Here is a 16,892-nt window from a genome sequence, read left to right as displayed (position 1 = left end):
TCAATGCAAAGATTAAAGGATTTCGTTCTATCGTTAGAGGTGTTCGTGACAAGAAGTTTTTTCTGTTCAGAATTTTTAAAATTTATGGATAGCAATTTGATAGTTTTGCGTATGATCCCAAAAAAGGAGGTAGTATGGATAAGTTTGGATTGGATTTCGGTTTAATTAACCAAGCAATGCTAATGGGAAGAAAAGTAGGTGCCTTTAAACAGTTCTGGGCATCACTCGCTCATTATCGAGTAGCATTTGAAGTAATTGTCGGGCTCCCAGCCCACATTGCTCTCATGCAAGACAAGAGGCTACTGAATGTAATTCCAGATGACAAAACAGCTGAATTACTTGAATGGATTGACTCGCTCGATCCTGGATCCACCTGTCTTTTGGATATTTGCCCAAAACCAGAAATACTTGGTTTTGAGCACGAAGGCAATTCCCATCAAGCCAATTCATCTGAAGATGAATGGAGGTTAGCTGAATTTTATCAAGAATTCTTTAGGCAGCTGATCGAAAAAATATCTGACATGGGGATTGACCCCTGGGAGCTTACTACTCTCCCTAATTCTCTCTTTATTGAGAATGAAAGCAAAAAAGGTACAATTTGTTTTCGACCGAATATTATGGATGCGTTTATCTCTGAGTTTGTAAGAGAGATAAAAACCATTATTATCCAAAGACAGTTTATTTCTGCATTTTTACAAAATCAGAGATAAACTTTCTAGAGACGATACCTGCCCGACATTATGAGTGTCGGGCTTTTTTTATTTTTTTACCAATATTACCTTTCTGACAATTTTATTGTTTGGTTCGTGATGTCCAGTCGGATAATCTCGAATCGCATCAAACAATATATTTTCGTCATATCGATAACCGTTTCCCCTTCTGGTCCCTGGGTCATTAGTTGTAAACTCTCTATCTTTTTCGGTATATCCTTTTATAACAAGCATATGATTTTCAGGGCCCGGAGCTGTAAAATAAATATTCCCAAGCAATTGACCATTCATTGGAGTAATAATTACGCCTTCCTGGAGGGCATTAACCAAATCACCTACGACAGAGAGTTCTAAGACTTCAATATTACTGTAACTATAATATTCTCTAATCATTGTGGCCGTATCTTCAGCTGAAATATCTAGGAATTCTCCGAATCTTTTATCTTCCCAGTCGGATGTGTCTACAATAGCTTTGCGAGCCATCTGGTCATCAAAAACTTCGTCTCTTGCCCATGAGACTGCTATCAACGCGCTTGCTTCCTCACAGCCGTCTTGAAATAACTCTAAATACCACTCAGCGTTTGGTGCTTGTGATGTAAAGGGAACATTATATTGGACATTTTTAGAAATTATCTCGTTTTTATTAAATTCTCTAAGCAATCTCAAATTTTCTTTGCTTATTCCTAATCCCAATTCTCTCATTATTTTAAATGCGTCAGCTGGTCTTCCGAGATAGTGCATTTTCATATCATCTGGATTTACATAATACGCTTTTCCTAAATCTTCTACTTTCAAAAGTATTTTTCCTAAAAATCGTAATGGAACATCGTCGACTATTTTATTATAATCATCGTTTGTTATTCCTAGAGATAATTCGCGCATAATATTAAACGCGTCAACTGGTCTACCTAGATAATGTCTTCTATTGTCGTCCGGATTAAGATACCAAGCTTCACCGTTTTCTTCTACAGAAAGAAGGATTTTACCAGAAAGTCTTTGTTCAATAGTCTCAGCCCTCAGAAAAATTGGAATTGAAAAAATTATTAAAATGATTAATATCTTAATTTTCATATCCTGAAATTATCCCACCGCCAAGAACTTCGTCACCTCTATAAAATACAGCGCTCTGTCCCGGCGTTATGGCTCTTACTGGTTTTTTTAGTTTTACTAAATATTGATTTTTATTTTTTTTTGAAATTTCACATTCTTCTGGGTTGCTATGGTATCTGGTAACAACTTCTGTGTTTAAAGGAAAATTTGGTTCATCTCCTGATATCCAATTTATATTTTCCACTAAAAATGAGTCCCTGTAAATACTTAAATCATTCTGATTGTTAGTAACAAAAAGAATATTTTTTTTATAATCGAATTTAGTAACATAATAAGGCCCATCTCCACCAAGCTCAATTCCCTTTCGCTGTCCAATAGTATATAGAGGTAAGCCATTATGTTTTCCCAAAATATTCCCGTCCATGTCAACAATATCGCCAGGTGTTAACTTAAGATGTTTTTTAAGAAAATCGTTATGACTTTTTCCCGCAATAAAACAAATTTCTTGGCTGTCTTTTTTTTGGGCAACAGCTAATCCCATTTTTTCTGCTATCTTGCGAACATCTGTTTTCCTGTACCCCCCTAGTGGAAACAAAAGATGGCTTAGTTGTTCTTGATTGAGGGTATAGAGAAAGTATGATTGGTCCTTGGTTTCATCGATTGCTTTTAGTAGCTTGAATTTCTTTCCAACTTTTTTCACTATTGCATAATGACCACTAGCAACATAATCGTAACCAAGCTCTTTTGCTCTTTCAATCAACAAACCGAGCTTGATAAATTTGTTACACTTAACACAGGGATTTGGAGTTCGACCATTTTTATACTCATCTAAAAAATAATCAACAATTTCTTTTTTAAATTTTTCAGAAAAGTTTAGTGTGTACAATGGAAAACCAAATTGTTCACAAATCGCCCTAGCATCCATCAATGACTTCGTTGAACAGCATTTATTTTCTACTTCTTTCTTGTCATCATTGTCTTTCCAGAAATGCAAAAAAATACCCATCAAATTTGTATATTTTTGAGACAAGAGGCTTGCTACCACAGAAGAATCAACACCACCTGACATTGCAATAATTACTTTTATATTTTCTTTAGTCATTTATATATAATGAAACAAAAAAAACAGCCTGTCAAACGACAGGCTGTTTTTTGGTTGTGGAACATTAATTCCCCACCATACAAAAACCCTTTGGGTTTTTTTAAAATATATGAGATTAATACAATCCTTCAAATTGTTTCCTAACAGCATCCTTAGTTGGTCCTTCGCTTAAAACTGATAATAGTTTTTGAACACTTTGAGATGCCATATCAGTGTCGCCAGTCTTTTGGTAAAGAATAGCTAAACTATAGAGCGCATTAGCATGATTACCATTAGAAGCTAGAATACTTAGGAATACTTGTTCTGCCCTAGCAAGATCATCGTTCTTATCAACTTTTGCTGGTGTTACATTTTTTTGAATTTGTAAATCTTCGATAACACCATCTTCATTTGGAACTGATTCGTTCTCAACAATCTGAGAAGCTTTATTTTGAGTCAAACTAAGACTAGAAACACCTTTATTGAAATAAAGTCTTCCAAGTTCGAATCTATAATCGAGATTATTTGAAGCAAACAAATTTGCATTAGTTAAACTAGTAATTGAGTTATCGATATCACTCATTTTTTCATAAACGATAGCTTTACCATAATGAGCTGAAGCAAGGTCACCTTTTTGAGCTAGGGCTTCGTCATATTTCTTTAGAGCCTCTTCATAATAATATTTCTTTTCAGTCTCATCTGTTTCTGTATTTGCTCGAGCAACATTTACCAAACCTATTCTTAGATATGGGGTCGGGTTGTGTGGGTCGAGTCTGACAACTTCATTGTAATATTTTTCAGCAAGCTCAAGAGCGCCTTTGGTATAGAAAGAAGCATTCTCATAAATTAATGCAACTGATTCATTATTTTTTGCCTTATTTGGAGATAATTCTGTTGCTTTCTTGCTAGCTTCAATGGCTTTGGAAAGATCATCTCTAATTGCCTCTTGATCAGCCCCTGCCATTACTCCTCTGTTGGCTAAGCCCATGTAGGCGTTGGCAAGACTTAAATAATATTCATCACCATAAGAGTTAAGTGAGATTGCTTTTTGCAGGTAGGCAATTTTTTGGTTTTGGTCAGCCTCATAATTTGCTTTTGAAGCATATATATCTGCCATATACATTTTTAAGCCCATTGTGAACAAAACAACAACTCCAGCCGAAACAGTCAAAAATACGGCAGCTAAACCAAGCGCGTATTTAGGAGAAGATCTGAAAGATAAGTTTAGACTTTTGAATTCCTCTGGATATGTATAGACAGCAACAGAAACCACAAAAGCTCCAATAATAGCAAAACTTAATATAACAGCACTATTTAGTGATAAAAGGGTCCCAAAAATAAGGGCTGAGATATATGAAGCAAACAAAGCTAGCAACATTGGACTAACATCGTCTTTCTTGGTCCTGGTCATTGAAATAAATATAATAGACAAGGCAGTCAGCAGTATAACAACAAATGCCAACACTCCAAGAACACCGACAGTGGCAAGCATTTCAAAGAAAATTCCTGTTGCATGCTCAAACCTTACATTCCAAAGCTGAGTATTGTTGAAAGCTTGAGTTCTGTTTTTTGCAAAATCATAATAAAAAGTTGATGGTCCTGACCCAAAGATTGGATCTGTTTTTAGGGTTGATTTTGCGATGTCCCAAGATGCTCCACGGGACAATGAAACCTCAACTGGCAGGTTCATTCCATCAAATTTGAAATTACCCATTACCATAAAGATAATAAGCAAAAGAAACATGGCAACTGGGAAAACTATATTATTGTTTGATATTTTAATAATTTTTGAAAGAAAAAACATTAAAATTATCACAAGCCCAACTAAGGCTGCTGGCCAAAAAGTAAATCCATTTAAAACAAAAAGGACTGTTACTATGACTATACTGGCAAGCCCCAATAAAACCTTAAATACAACAATTAAGTTTTTGTTCAATTTAAAAATATCTTCAAACTTTGAAACCGCAATCACAAATAAAGGTAAAACTGTCACAAGGAACATTGTTAGAGCGGTTAATGTACCCATTGGGTTAAAACTAGCTCTCTTGGTAAAATCCATTGGGAGTACAAAATTGCCGAATAGTTGCAATAATGAATAAATTGCAACCAATGAACTGGAAAACAACAAAGCAGAAAAGAAAAGTTTTATTCTTGCCTTTGTAATGTTATTGACTAGTAAATAGTAAAATAAAGCAAAAATGAAAAATGCTGAAAGACCTTTAGCTGTTTGACCATAAGCCCCCATGAAGCTATCTCTAGTATCGACTGAAAGGAGAGTCGAAATAGTTGCTATAAGCAAAAATATAGCTATCGGCAGATCAAGCGGGGTCCTTTTTAGTTTTAACTCCCCTACGATTACTCCCTTAGTCACCCAGGCTACAACACCAATAAGCACTAAAAAGTAGAAAAGAATCATCTTTTCAAAACCAATTCCTTGCAATGCAAGCCCTGTGAAAAAAACAGGTACAATAGCAAAAACCAAAAAGATTACACCAGTAATAATGAAATCCAGTCCTTTTGTGGAATTCTTAAGAGCGTCTCCTGTATTTTTTTTAATTTCTTTTGCGTCTTCCATAAATTATATTAGTTTAATTATTTATATGCTCTAATTTTAGCAGATTGCAAAAATTAAGTCTATATTATATTTTTCTGTTTATACCCCTTAAAAAGGCTTATATATCCATCAGAGGACTTTCCCCATGAAAATTTTTGTGAATTTTCCACACCTTTGTCTATTAAAGTCCTTTGAAGATACTCATTATTTAGAACATTTAATATAGCATTTGACAAATCATTAATATCGTATGGGTCAATAAAATATGCAGAATCGTCTAGAATCTCAATCATACTAGAATTGGCTGAACTTATAACAGGAGTACCTGCTCGCATAGCTTCAAGTGGCGGAAAACCAAATCCTTCATAGTAAGAAGGGAAAACAAAAAGACTTGCTAAATTATAAAGTTCATTTTTGTCTTCTTCGTCGACAAATCCTAGAAAAATTATTTTATCTTTATGTTTAGCTTTCTCATATTCTTTCAAAACATTTTTGTATTTCCAACCCATGCCTCCCGCAATAACTAAAAAGAAATCTCCTTTACTCTTTTCGGAGAAAATATCAAAAGCCCTAATTAATGAATCAATGTTTTTACGTGGCTCAATGGTTCCAAGTGATAAAATAAAATTATCAGGAAGATTGTATTTTTGTTTTAAAACAGACCTTGCCAACTCATCGGTATTAAGAGCGTTGTATTGACTATCGATTCCGGAATAAATAACTTCAATTTTATCTTCTGGGATATTAAGTAGTTCGACAATGTCATTCTTAGTATTCTTACTAATAGCGACTATTTTATCAAAACTTTTCAAAGTCTTTTTCGCTTGTATAAATTTATGCCATAAATTATTTTTGTAAGAAAAAAATTCAGGGTATCGCAGGAAAGACAAATCATGAACTGTAATTATTTTATAGGCATTTTCTGAAAAAGCATTGAAGTTAAAATGAGGCATATAAAAAATATCGCTAGGGATAATTTTATCGAGATGCGGATAATTCAGGAAACGTAGAGATGGATTTAGGATTTTATTTGGGTACCCCAATTCTTTTATCTCGATATTTTCACCTAAACTAGGCGGTCTTAAATTTTTATAGGAATTAAAAAACCCAAAATAATCATTTTGGGTATCTTTCCTTAGAATATTAGAAACTAAACTATAAGTAAATCCAGGAATTCCGCTTTTGCTTCCATTCATTAAAGTTCTTAAGTCTAATCCTACTTTCATAAAAACTACTTTTTAAAATCATTGATTTTTTCCTCCACAAAATCTTTAATTTCTTTTTTAAATCTCTCTACTGAAAATTTTAAAGCATGTTCTCGTATTGCTTTTGAATCATATGCCTTGTAATCAAAACTACTTATAATATTAAATATGCTATTAACATTTTGCAAATCAAAAAATTCACCAGTTTCACCTTCTATCACAGTTTCAGTGGCACCGCCTTTTCTGTAAGCGATTACTGGTCTTCCTGTGGCCATAGCCTCAACCGCAGTTATTCCAAAATCCTCATCCTGGGGATTAATAAAAGCTCGGCACTCGCTATAGAGTTTAGCTTTTTCTTCATCTGAAATTCTGCCTAAAAATTCTATATTTGAAGCATCGCCTGCTATCTCTCTCAATCTTTTTTCATCAACACCACTACCAAATATTTTTAATTTTAAATTTGTTTTTTTGAAAGCTTCAATAACAATATCGAAACGCTTGTACGGAGAAAGACGAGCACCAATTAAGAAAAAATCCCCGACATTTTCTGCAATATTAAATAATCCTGTTTCAACTGGTGGATATATTACCTTCGATGATCTTCTATAATATTTTGAAATCCTTCTTTTGACAGTATTTGAATTAGCGATAAAATAATCAACCCTATCTGCTGCAGCCTTATCCCAGACTCTAACTTTATTAAGAACAAGAGAAATAATTTTTTTAAAATATTTATTATAACCAAGCTCTTTAATATATTTATGTGTATAATCCCAAAGATATCTAGTTGGGGTGTGACAATAGCAGATATGAGGAGTTTCTGAAGGGGTTATTACTCCTTTTACAAAAGCGCTAGCGTCAGAAATAACTAAATCGTATTCGTCCAAATCAAAAAATTCAACAGCCATTGGCATAAAAGGCATATACCATTGATAATGTTTTATACCACCTGGGAGTCGTTGAATTATTGAAGTTTCGACTCTTCTGTTCTTAAAATATTTATTGACATGCTTTTTTTCATAAAGCAATGTAAAAATAGTTGCATTAGGGTACATATCAGAAAAAACCTTAAGAACTTTTTCCGCTCCCCCGTCTTGTGCTAGATGATCATGTATTAATGCTACCTTCATACGAATTTTGAATTAATAATTTTGAATTTTGAATAAAAAGTTATTCTGCCTTTCGACTTCTTAAAATTGCCAATGGTGTTCTTAGTATAATCGCCATATCCATCAACATTGACCAATTTTCTATATAATAAGTATCGAGTTTCACTTCTTCTTCAAAGCTAAGGTCGCTCCTTCCTGATATCTGACCCATCCCAGTTATTCCTGGTTTTATTGTTAGTACTTTTTTGTGATGCCCTTTGTATTTTGCAACTTCCCTAGGTTGATGGGGCCTTGGACCAACCAAACTCATTGTTCCGAAGAAAACGTTAAAGAATTGTGGGAGCTCATCAATGCTCCATCTTCTTATAAATTTTCCAACTCTAGTTATCCTTGGATCATCTTTAATTTTGTAAACTGGACCTTCTTTGGTGTTTTGAGTATTCATTAAGTCTTGTTCATATTCAACATTTTTAGTATCACCTTCATCGGTAATACAGAGACTTGATATCATAGATCGAAATTTGTATAGCTTAAATGATGAACCAGTCTTTCCTACACGTACATTCTTATAGATAGCAGGACCTTTAGAATCAATCTTAACGACTAGATAAAACAATATAAGAAGTGGTGAAAAAAGAATAATGAATATGAGCGAAAATAAAATATCAAAAGTACGTTTTGTGATTCTTCCCCAACCATCCAAGGGAGTTCTAATTGCTTCAACAATAGGTATACCAGCAAATTCTGTAACCTCTGTTTTTAGGACCTTGGTTCCCAGGAGGTCGGCTGCATACTTAAATGTAATATGATTTTCATCTGCAAAATCATAGAGTCTCAAAAGCTCAGATTTTGTTAGATTTGGATCAGCTTGAATTATTTCATCGGCTTCGTTATTTTCTATGAAATTCTGTAACTCTTGTTCAGTCTCAAAACTAAAATCACGAAGTCTTTTAATGACTTTAAATCCCGAATTTTTCTTACTTGAAAATTCGTGTATTAAGTTGTCGGTTGTTTTACTGGCGCCAACCATTACAACTTTTTTTACACCAATATCATATTTATACAAATATCTTTGCAAAAATCGAATTAATCCACGTGCAATAATAACATAGAATATTGACAATATCCAAGCAGCCAAAACAATAAACCTAGAATCAAATAATTCTCGTCTGAAAAATATTAATATAACTACAATCATCAGACCCGTTGAACAAGCCTCAATTACCTTGAAGGATTCTTTGACGTATTTTCTAGGGCTTTTTATTACATATAATCCCGCAAAAGCAAACACGACAACAAAAATAAAAGCAACTATGACTAGTGCTCTAAAATATTCATTGAAAGACAAATCAAAAAGGATTGGTCTCAAATTGGTTACGAATTCAGCATAACGAATGTAATAAGCTGAAACTCCAGCTAGAACAATCATTATATAATCTAGGGGTACTAACAAAAATGAAAAAAACAAATCATTTCGCTTCATATTTTATAGAGTAAAGAATTAGGGGGTGTATGTTTAAAATCAAAAAATATTAGGGCAAGCTATAAGCCGGATTCTGTATCAGATCCGAAGATCCTGCGACAATCTATCTTGGCCAATTGTTGCCAATTGGCTCATGCGAACCACTTTTCTTCTATTCTCAGATTGAGAATAGGTTTGTTCTTGCTCCAGGCAGGGTTTACCACGTATCCCTGTCACCAGGGTACGAAATTTGTAGCTATCAGACCCGAGTACACAATTAACATTTGTTATAATTCTCCTGTTTTGCCAAATTTTTCCAAAAATTTTTTAGCCAATATCACAACATTGCCGAAAAAATTTGTGAAGAAAATTTTGCTAAAACATAAAAATTCTTTCTAAATATTACTTGCGTACTCAGGTCTGTTCGTCTCGAGAACGAATAACACCAAATCACTTTTCACCTTTGATCGCGAAGCGATCACCCTGAGCAAAGAGTGTAACGATGAATCGAAGGGTCTTGTAATCCTTCGATTCACTTCGTTCACTCAGGATAATCGCTTCACGATTAGTATAGTCTCTGCGGCACTTTCCCTAAGATTGCTCTTGGTGGACGTTATCCACTGCCACGACATTGGTCAAGCCAAAGGGAGTCCGGACTTTCCTCTTATGGAAAATAAATCCCAAAAGTAATCGCCCACTTACCCTAATATTTTTTAATTTTAATGTTCTATTATGTTGAAATACTACAATATTAGTGATTAAAAGTCAATTTAGCAGACAATTGATCTTGGAGCCATTTCAATTTGTGCCATTAAGGAGAAAAATGCAATAAAGATAAGAATCCAAATAATAATAAATGGCATTATTGATGTTTTCTTTTTGTAAACAAGCAAAGAAAATAAAACAATTATAGTATTCAAGAAAACCCCTAATGAAGATATGACATTTCTTGCAATTTGTCGTGGATCAGGTAATGAGTCGGTTGTTGTCGCTACAGAAGAAGGGCATGGTGAAGAGTAGGGTTCAATAGTAGAGAAATAATAAACAAAATAGTATTTTTATTTATTATCTTTTTTTTATTTTGAGGCTGATTTATGTCGTACATATTTTTTTATTATATTTTATTATTTTTAATAGCATCTCTAATCTCCCTCATAAAATCCAAATAAAATTCCAAATTATTCAAAGTAGCCAATCTGGCACCTAGTGGCTCTTTTATTTTTATCAAATAATGCAAATAAGCTTTTGTGAGATTTCTTAGTTCTGATAATTTTGAATTCTTAGATATAGGTGAGAAATCTTTTTCGAACTTTGAGTTTTTTATATTTTCTGTTTTGTAAAATTCTCTTGAATTGCGTGCGAGCAATTCACCCGCCCACCCCGAAGGGGCTGTGGCGGGTCTATTTTTAGCATTCCAGTAAAATAATCTTCCATGTCTCCCTTCTCTACTCGGTATAACGCAATCAAACATGTCTATTCCTTGTTTTACGGCATGCAGTATATTCTCTGGATATCCAACACCCATTAGATATCTTGGCTTGTCAGCGGGCATTTCTGGCGTTAAGTAGTCCAGCACTTCATACATATCTTCTGGGTCTTCGCCAACAGATAAACCACCAATATTGTAACCATCAAATCCTATTTCAACCAAATCACGCAGACTTTTTAAACGCAGGTCTTTTTCAAGTCCGCCCTGAATAACCGCATGAAGTAATGGCTTTTTACCCTTTGTTTTTTTGTATTCAACGCTGGCCTTCTTGGCCCATTCGGTAGTCATATCAACCGACTTTTCAATATATTCTTTCTTTGCTGGAAGTGAAATGCATTCATCTAAACAAACTGCAATATCAACACCCAAATCTTTTTGGATTTGAAATGCTTTTTCAGGTGTTAGGTCAAATTTACGCCCATCAATATATGATTTAAATTGAACTCCATCTTTATGAATTTTAACAAGCGAGTCCCCTGTTTTATTTTTTGTATCAGCCAAAGAAAAAACCTGAAAACCTCCACTATCAGTCAAAATTGGTTTATCCCAATTCATAAAACCATGCAAACCACCGGCTTTTTTAATCAACTTTTCACCAGGCCTAAGCATGAGGTGATAAGTGTTTGAAAGTAGAATTTGCGACTTCAATTTCCGCATTTCATCTGTATGCACATGTTTTATTGTCCCTTGGGTTGCGACTGGCATAAAAAACGGGGTTTTTAAAACTCCGTGATTTGTCTTCAGGCTCGCTAGTCGAGCCTTTGATTTTTTGGATATTTTATTTACTTTGAAATGGTTCATATCTGAGTAGACCTTGGAGGTCTTTAAGGACCTCCAAGGTCTAGACGTTTTGTTTTAAAAGAAAAAATTAGCAATATTTAAAATTGATTTTTATTCCAGGAGGTTTAGTTTTCCTAGTTAGTAATTATCCCATCGCTAACAGCAATCGTATCATCTTCAAGTCTGGTTGTTTTTGCTACTCCTTTTGAATTCAGATTAATATCTGCTTCACTGTCATGTGCTCTAACTATTGCTCCAGGACTCAATATCATTATTTTATTTAGATAGTCTTCATCTGGTTTTACACTGATAGTAAATTCAGCAGTTGCATTTTGAGATGTAATAGGCATTTTACCTATTTCCCAAATTAGAGAATTACTTTCAGAGGCAAAAACAATATTACCTGCTGACGTTTTTTCTTTTTGACTATAAGTTACATAACTAGGCAAGTCAAGAGAAACAGAAACATTATCAAGCTCATGCAAATTATTAGATAACTCCCAATAAACCTTGTATTCAGTAACTTGCCCGACTTTGGGTGGAATAGGGCCACTACCAACTGATATATTATCATCATTAAAGTACATTACTCTCTCACTCAAGGCTAGATCGCTACTAATTTTATTAACAATAATATTACTCTTATTACTCTCACTCAAAAACGCATCTGCAGTTGAACTAGCTGTTCGGTATTGAGCATAAGATTCGATGCTATATTTTTTTTCAGGAAAAATGGAAGTTGGTTTATCTACTAGATTAATAGAAAAATCAATAAATCCTTCATCTCTTGTTCCGAGATTTTCAAGACCGGGAATTTCTTCTTTGCTCCAAGTAATAGTGTTTCCACTTATATCACCATCATTTAAGTCACTAAGACTATCCCAATCTAGAAATTCACTATCAAGAACAGCCATCACAATAACATCGTTCATTTCAGTTTCCCCTTTATTGGAATATACAATAGAGTAATTTAGTTTATCCGAGAATGAAGCTCCTTGATCATTCTTCTTTGCATTGATAATAAGAGTTAGGCTCAAATCACTCTTAATCACATCAAGCTGAATGGTCTCAGTGTGAAAGTTTCTATAGTTATCTTCTGAATCTGCTTGAGAAAAATTAAAGACTAATTCTTCTTGATCATTTAATTTGTCATTGAATTTAACTTTTAATAAAACCTCGCCTTCACCATCTTTTATTTCTTTAACATCAAAAACACCAGGCCTTACGAGATTATATAGAGACTCCTCTCCAGGTTCATAATTCACAAAATCAACGTTTTCAAGGGGTTCAACAGTTATTCTAAAGTTCTTGATATATGATTCATCCTGCTCTTTAAAACGAACAACAATATCATTCTCATCATTCATCATGACCGATGAAATGTAGTCTATATTAAAATTGATTCCTGTATCAAAAACAGTGGAAACAAAAGATGATTCTTTTTTAAATTCGGAAGAAAAGTTAGCGGGAGTGTATGTGATATTTGCAAGCATTATTCCCGAATAAGCAATAGGGGCTATAATCTTTCCCTTTACTGTAATCTTTCCATTGAAATTTACATTTAATTCGTCAAAATGCCAACGACGAAAATTTTCAGAACCTGGAGTAGCATCGAGAACAACAAAATTTTCAGGATATTTTATTTCAACATCAACGTTCTCAAGTGCAACATTACTTTGATTCTTATAGCTAATGGTGTATGAAAACTCCTCACCAACAAAAACTTCTTCATCACCTGTAATTGTTAATTGAACTGCAGTGGAGTCAGTTAGAGACGGTAGATATAAATAATTATAAACGAGAAAAACAAAACCTGAAGCAATAAAAAGAAGAAGACTCGTTGTCAAAAGCCAAGAAAAAAATCCCCTCTTTCGGATATCAAGTTTATCAACATCAACCATCTGACCTTTATCATCTTGGTAAATCTCAGAAAGACTATCATTAACATCCCCTTCTTTTACCTCGCTCTCAATATATTCATCAAGCTGTTTAACTTCTTTTTCGGAGGGCAATGGTTTTTTAGTAAACTCAGCAAACCCAGACTCGGTTTCATTCTTCAACTCATCGCCATTAGGCGCATCAACTTCCTGTTCTTTTTTAGAGACTTTTTTAACTTTTATATTTTCACTTTGTGGTTTCGGCATTATATTTATATTAATTTACCTTTAATAACTTTTACCTCAGCATTTTCATCAATATGAACTGTATCTCGACGAGCTAGTTGCTCTGAAAGTATTTTATTTGCTATTTGATTATCTATTCTATCTTGTAATAAACGACGCAGAGGCCTCGCGCCAAATTTTGGGTCAAAACCAGCTGCGGCCAAAATAGAAACTGCCTTTTGGTCTACTTTCAAACCAATTCCTTTTTCTTCAAGGAGTTTTTCAGTCTTTTTCAACATTAATATTGTAATATTTTCAACATCAACCAAGCTAAGTGGTTTAAAAACAACAACTCCATCGAATCTATTTATCAACTCTGGTCGCATTACCTGATTCAAATGTTCATTTATCAATCTCTCTTTTATTGTTTCAATGGGAGTTTGAGCTAATACTTCTTTTTGAATATACAGAGAGCCGGCATTTGAAGTTGCTATAATAATAGAATTTGTAAAATCAATTGTCCTTCCCTGTCCATCCGTCAAACGTCCGTCATCCATAACTTGCAAAAATAAATTAAGAATATCTGGATGAGCTTTTTCTAGCTCATCCAGAAGAACCAAGGAATAAGGTGAGCGTCTTACCTTCTCCGTTAAATATCCTTGAACACCATCAGCGCTTCCAATCATTTTTACAATACTATTTGGATGTTGATATTCCGACATATCAAGTCTAGTCATATAAGTTTCTGAACCAAAATATATTTGCGAAACAGCTTTGGCAAGTTCAGTTTTACCAACACCAGTTGGGCCAGCGAATAAAAAGTTAGCAATGGGTCTTGTTCCTTCGCGCAAATTAGCCCGTGCTCTTCGCAAACTATTTGAGACCATTGATACAGCTTCTTCTTGATCTACCATTCTTTCGTGAATTTTATCTTCAAGATTCAAAAGATCCTTACCCTCGTCTTTGGTGAGTTTTGTAACTGGTATTTTTGTAATCTCACTAATAACTGCCGCAATGTCGTCTTTTGTCACAACAGCTCCAGTTCCTTTTTCTTTAACAACTCTTACAGCGATAGAATTTAGTATATCGATAGCCTTTTCTGGCAAATATCTATCGTGAATTAGCTTATCACTAAGAGCTATAACATTTTCAATAGCATTGTATGAAAAATAAACGCCATATCTTCCTTCTAGCGCAGTAATTTTGCTTTCAATAATTTGAATAGCCTGACTCCCTTTTGGTTCCTCTATTTCAATATTGGCTACAGCGTGATCGAGTGGAGTATTTTCAACATATTTAATATAATTTTGTTTAGTAACAGTTGCAAAACAATAAATATTTGCCCTATCAAGAGCATTAGCGAGTACTTCCGCTAAGTCAAGACTCTCTTCTCCACCAGAAGAAATACCCATAATATTTTCAATATTTTCAATATAGACAACAATATTTCCAGCTCGTGCTACTTCGTTTATAGCTCCTATTAATCTTTCTTCTGCCTGCGCTGGACTAGCACCACCAATAAGACCAGCCACATCTATTTCTACCAATCTTTTGTCTTTGAAAACGTAAGGAACATCTTCAGATACCATAAGCTGGGCTATGCCGTGAACAACTGCTCTTTTCCCAGTCCCTGTAGGACCTATAAACAAAACTCCATTCTTTCCACCCTCAAAAGCTTGAAAAGAAGATTCTATTTCCTTGTCTCTTCCAACACACATTTGAAGTTTCCCCCATTTTGCAGCGATTGTCAGGTCGTATCCAATTTGATTTAAAAATGGAGTTGCTACAGAAGTGTATGCTCTATCCATATTTGCCGAAGGCTTAAAACGGGCCGCTTTTCTATAATTTTCATAGTTTTCAATCATCAGCTTGTCAATCATAAACCACTTTATAACATTGAAAATCTTTACTGAATCAATTTCAAAATCATACAATATTTCCTCAAGCATTCTTTCTCTTTTTATTAAAGGTATTATCAAATGAACAGGGTCAACCTTTTTAGCATAAAGCATGTAGGCGTCAACATAGGCATCGATTAAGGATTCTTTTATTTCGAGTGAAAAAGTAAGATTACTATTGCTCTTTTCTTTTTTCTCTATATGAATTTTAATTTTTGAAATTAGTTCAGTCGGATTAATATTCAGCCTAGTAAAAAGAGCTCCAACTTGAGAATCGCTTAGGATAATATAAAAAAGATGCAGAGGATCTAGAGTTTGATGCTTTAACTTATCGGCTAAAATATAGGCGTCTTCTATAAGTGAAAATGTTTTTTCACTATAACCTCCTGCAATATTTATTTTTTTGTTTTGTTTTAATGACTTTAATTCTTCCCAGTTATTTGGAAGTTGATGTTCTTTGTTTCTTTCTTCATATTTAACAGTTTTAATCTTATGTTTTTTGCGTTGCTCTTCTGTCAGTCTGTAATACACAAACATATCTGCAATTAAACTTATCCAAAAAATTAAAATATAAATATTTCTAGTCCTCCAGAATAAAAAAGCTCCGAGGCTTTGTGCATCGGCTTGAGCTAAATATACCCAAAAAACAAGTGAAACAAGACCAAGAAATCCAATAAAAAATGCAACTATGTTTATAAGCATATGAGCCTTCTTGCGAAAATGATCAAGCTCAATAACGGCGACTCCAAGCTTTGGACCCCAAAACAAAAAACGACCGAAGTTAAAAGCGCCCGTTCCAAGACCACCGCAGTTTTTACAAGAAAAACTATTTTCGCTATTTACTCCAGATCCATCACAAGATGGACAAGATATAAATTGATTTTTTTCTCCTTTTCTTTCCATTATAAAAAGTTAAATAATTGAAAAATTATTTGATAAAATATAAGAACCGGTAACGTCACCCAAAGGACAATAATAAAAAATGATAAAAGAAGCCAAAAAACCATAGCGATTGATCTCACTATGATTTGAAAAATCCTCATGATTATACTAATAAGCACACCCTGCCAATCACTTTGACCAAACATGGGTTTGAAAATATTTTTAATCCAAACGCTAAGAGCAAGACCTTTTTCTCTATTCCTCAAGAATTCAAGTTGGTTTTGGAAAATATTAACAAGCCCTCTTGTATACCACCAAAGAGGAAAAAATATTACATCACCAACAAGCTCTGTAACAATTTTTAAACTAAATAAAAAAAAGTTATTTGATACCATAAATTTATCAACAGTTAAAATTATTATAACACATTTTAACTTAAATTAACAAAAAGTGTGCTAGTCCACCTCATATTGGAAACCATATTATTATTTAGCAAGTAATCCACAGGAGACATTAAGTTAAGGCTCCAGTGGTATCTCTTGGTGTTGTACCACAATATCCATTCTAACA

General features: G+C 33.9%; 11 protein-coding genes and 1 other RNA gene. 1 reads left to right on the top strand and 11 read right to left on the bottom strand.

Annotation, left to right across the window (positions count from 1 at the left end):
* The first annotated feature begins 134 nt into the window (after positions 1–134).
* Entirely contained in the window at positions 135–710 is a 576-nt protein-coding gene (locus PF572_06275; GenBank protein MDA3840659.1) for a hypothetical protein, read from the top strand.
* Positions 711–758: 48 nt separating this feature from the next.
* On the opposite strand, the gene PF572_06270 is transcribed toward PF572_06275, so the two are convergent.
* The 11 genes from PF572_06270 to PF572_06220 all read right to left on the bottom strand — a co-directional run bounded on the left by PF572_06270 (position 759) and on the right by PF572_06220 (position 16,717).
* Positions 759–1,781 carry a C39 family peptidase gene (locus tag PF572_06270; protein MDA3840658.1) on the bottom strand — a complete coding sequence of 341 codons (1,023 nt, stop codon included), beginning with the start codon at positions 1,779–1,781 and terminating at the stop codon, positions 759–761.
* Positions 1,771–2,862, bottom strand: a complete 1,092-nt coding sequence (gene mnmA / locus PF572_06265; GenBank protein MDA3840657.1) for a tRNA 2-thiouridine(34) synthase MnmA — start codon at positions 2,860–2,862, stop codon at positions 1,771–1,773. The genes PF572_06270 and mnmA overlap by 11 nt, the downstream gene beginning before the upstream one ends.
* Positions 2,863–2,977: 115 nt before the next feature.
* On the bottom strand, positions 2,978–5,416 hold the full coding sequence (locus tag PF572_06260; GenBank protein MDA3840656.1) for a hypothetical protein: 2,439 nt from the start codon (positions 5,414–5,416) through the stop codon (positions 2,978–2,980).
* A gap of 59 nt (positions 5,417–5,475) precedes the next feature.
* A complete protein-coding gene (locus PF572_06255) occupies positions 5,476–6,621 on the bottom strand; it encodes a glycosyltransferase family 1 protein (GenBank protein MDA3840655.1) in 1,146 nt (381 codons plus the stop codon).
* Between the two features lie 5 nt (positions 6,622–6,626).
* The gene (locus PF572_06250; GenBank protein ID MDA3840654.1) at positions 6,627–7,730 is read right to left on the bottom strand and encodes a glycosyltransferase; all 1,104 of its coding nucleotides are present in this window, start codon (positions 7,728–7,730) and stop codon (positions 6,627–6,629) included.
* Between the two features lie 40 nt (positions 7,731–7,770).
* Positions 7,771–9,192, bottom strand: coding sequence for a sugar transferase (locus tag PF572_06245; GenBank protein ID MDA3840653.1), 1,422 nt, complete (start codon positions 9,190–9,192; stop codon positions 7,771–7,773).
* Between the two features lie 46 nt (positions 9,193–9,238).
* An RNA gene (rnpB, locus tag PF572_06240) (RNase P RNA component class A) lies at positions 9,239–9,877 on the bottom strand.
* A 408-nt stretch (positions 9,878–10,285) separates the two neighbouring features.
* Positions 10,286–11,461 (bottom strand): tRNA guanosine(34) transglycosylase Tgt, encoded by a 1,176-nt coding sequence (gene tgt / locus PF572_06235; protein MDA3840652.1) that lies wholly within the window; start codon positions 11,459–11,461, stop codon positions 10,286–10,288.
* Positions 11,462–11,574: 113 nt separating this feature from the next.
* The gene (locus PF572_06230) at positions 11,575–13,584 is read right to left on the bottom strand and encodes a hypothetical protein (GenBank protein MDA3840651.1); all 2,010 of its coding nucleotides are present in this window, start codon (positions 13,582–13,584) and stop codon (positions 11,575–11,577) included.
* A gap of 5 nt (positions 13,585–13,589) precedes the next feature.
* Positions 13,590–16,343 (bottom strand): ATP-dependent Clp protease ATP-binding subunit, encoded by a 2,754-nt coding sequence (locus PF572_06225; GenBank protein ID MDA3840650.1) that lies wholly within the window; start codon positions 16,341–16,343, stop codon positions 13,590–13,592.
* Positions 16,343–16,717, bottom strand: a complete 375-nt coding sequence (locus PF572_06220; protein MDA3840649.1) for a hypothetical protein — start codon at positions 16,715–16,717, stop codon at positions 16,343–16,345. Before PF572_06220 ends, PF572_06225 begins: the two co-directional genes overlap by 1 nt.
* Positions 16,718–16,892: the final 175 nt, after the last annotated feature.

It is taken from the genome of Patescibacteria group bacterium, from assembly GCA_027858235.1.
Taxonomy (GTDB): Bacteria; Patescibacteriota; Patescibacteriia; order Patescibacteriales; family BM507; genus BM507.
The sequence above is the reverse complement of the archived record's forward strand: the minus strand, read 5'-3'. Positions and strand labels throughout refer to the sequence as shown.

What these genes read in the sequence shown, in the direction of transcription:
- PF572_06275 (MDA3840659.1), top strand. Translation starts at nt 135, where the DNA reads ATGGATAAGTTTGGATTGGATTTCGGTTTAATTAACCAAGCAATGCTA.
- PF572_06270 (MDA3840658.1), bottom strand. Translation starts at nt 1,781, where the DNA reads ATGAAAATTAAGATATTAATCATTTTAATAATTTTTTCAATTCCAATT.
- mnmA (MDA3840657.1), bottom strand. Translation starts at nt 2,862, where the DNA reads ATGACTAAAGAAAATATAAAAGTAATTATTGCAATGTCAGGTGGTGTT.
- PF572_06260 (MDA3840656.1), bottom strand. Translation starts at nt 5,416, where the DNA reads ATGGAAGACGCAAAAGAAATTAAAAAAAATACAGGAGACGCTCTTAAG.
- PF572_06255 (MDA3840655.1), bottom strand. Translation starts at nt 6,621, where the DNA reads ATGAAAGTAGGATTAGACTTAAGAACTTTAATGAATGGAAGCAAAAGC.
- PF572_06250 (MDA3840654.1), bottom strand. Translation starts at nt 7,730, where the DNA reads ATGAAGGTAGCATTAATACATGATCATCTAGCACAAGACGGGGGAGCG.
- PF572_06245 (MDA3840653.1), bottom strand. Translation starts at nt 9,192, where the DNA reads ATGAAGCGAAATGATTTGTTTTTTTCATTTTTGTTAGTACCCCTAGAT.
- tgt (MDA3840652.1), bottom strand. Translation starts at nt 11,461, where the DNA reads ATGAACCATTTCAAAGTAAATAAAATATCCAAAAAATCAAAGGCTCGA.
- PF572_06230 (MDA3840651.1), bottom strand. Translation starts at nt 13,584, where the DNA reads ATGCCGAAACCACAAAGTGAAAATATAAAAGTTAAAAAAGTCTCTAAA.
- PF572_06225 (MDA3840650.1), bottom strand. Translation starts at nt 16,343, where the DNA reads ATGGAAAGAAAAGGAGAAAAAAATCAATTTATATCTTGTCCATCTTGT.
- PF572_06220 (MDA3840649.1), bottom strand. Translation starts at nt 16,717, where the DNA reads ATGGTATCAAATAACTTTTTTTTATTTAGTTTAAAAATTGTTACAGAG.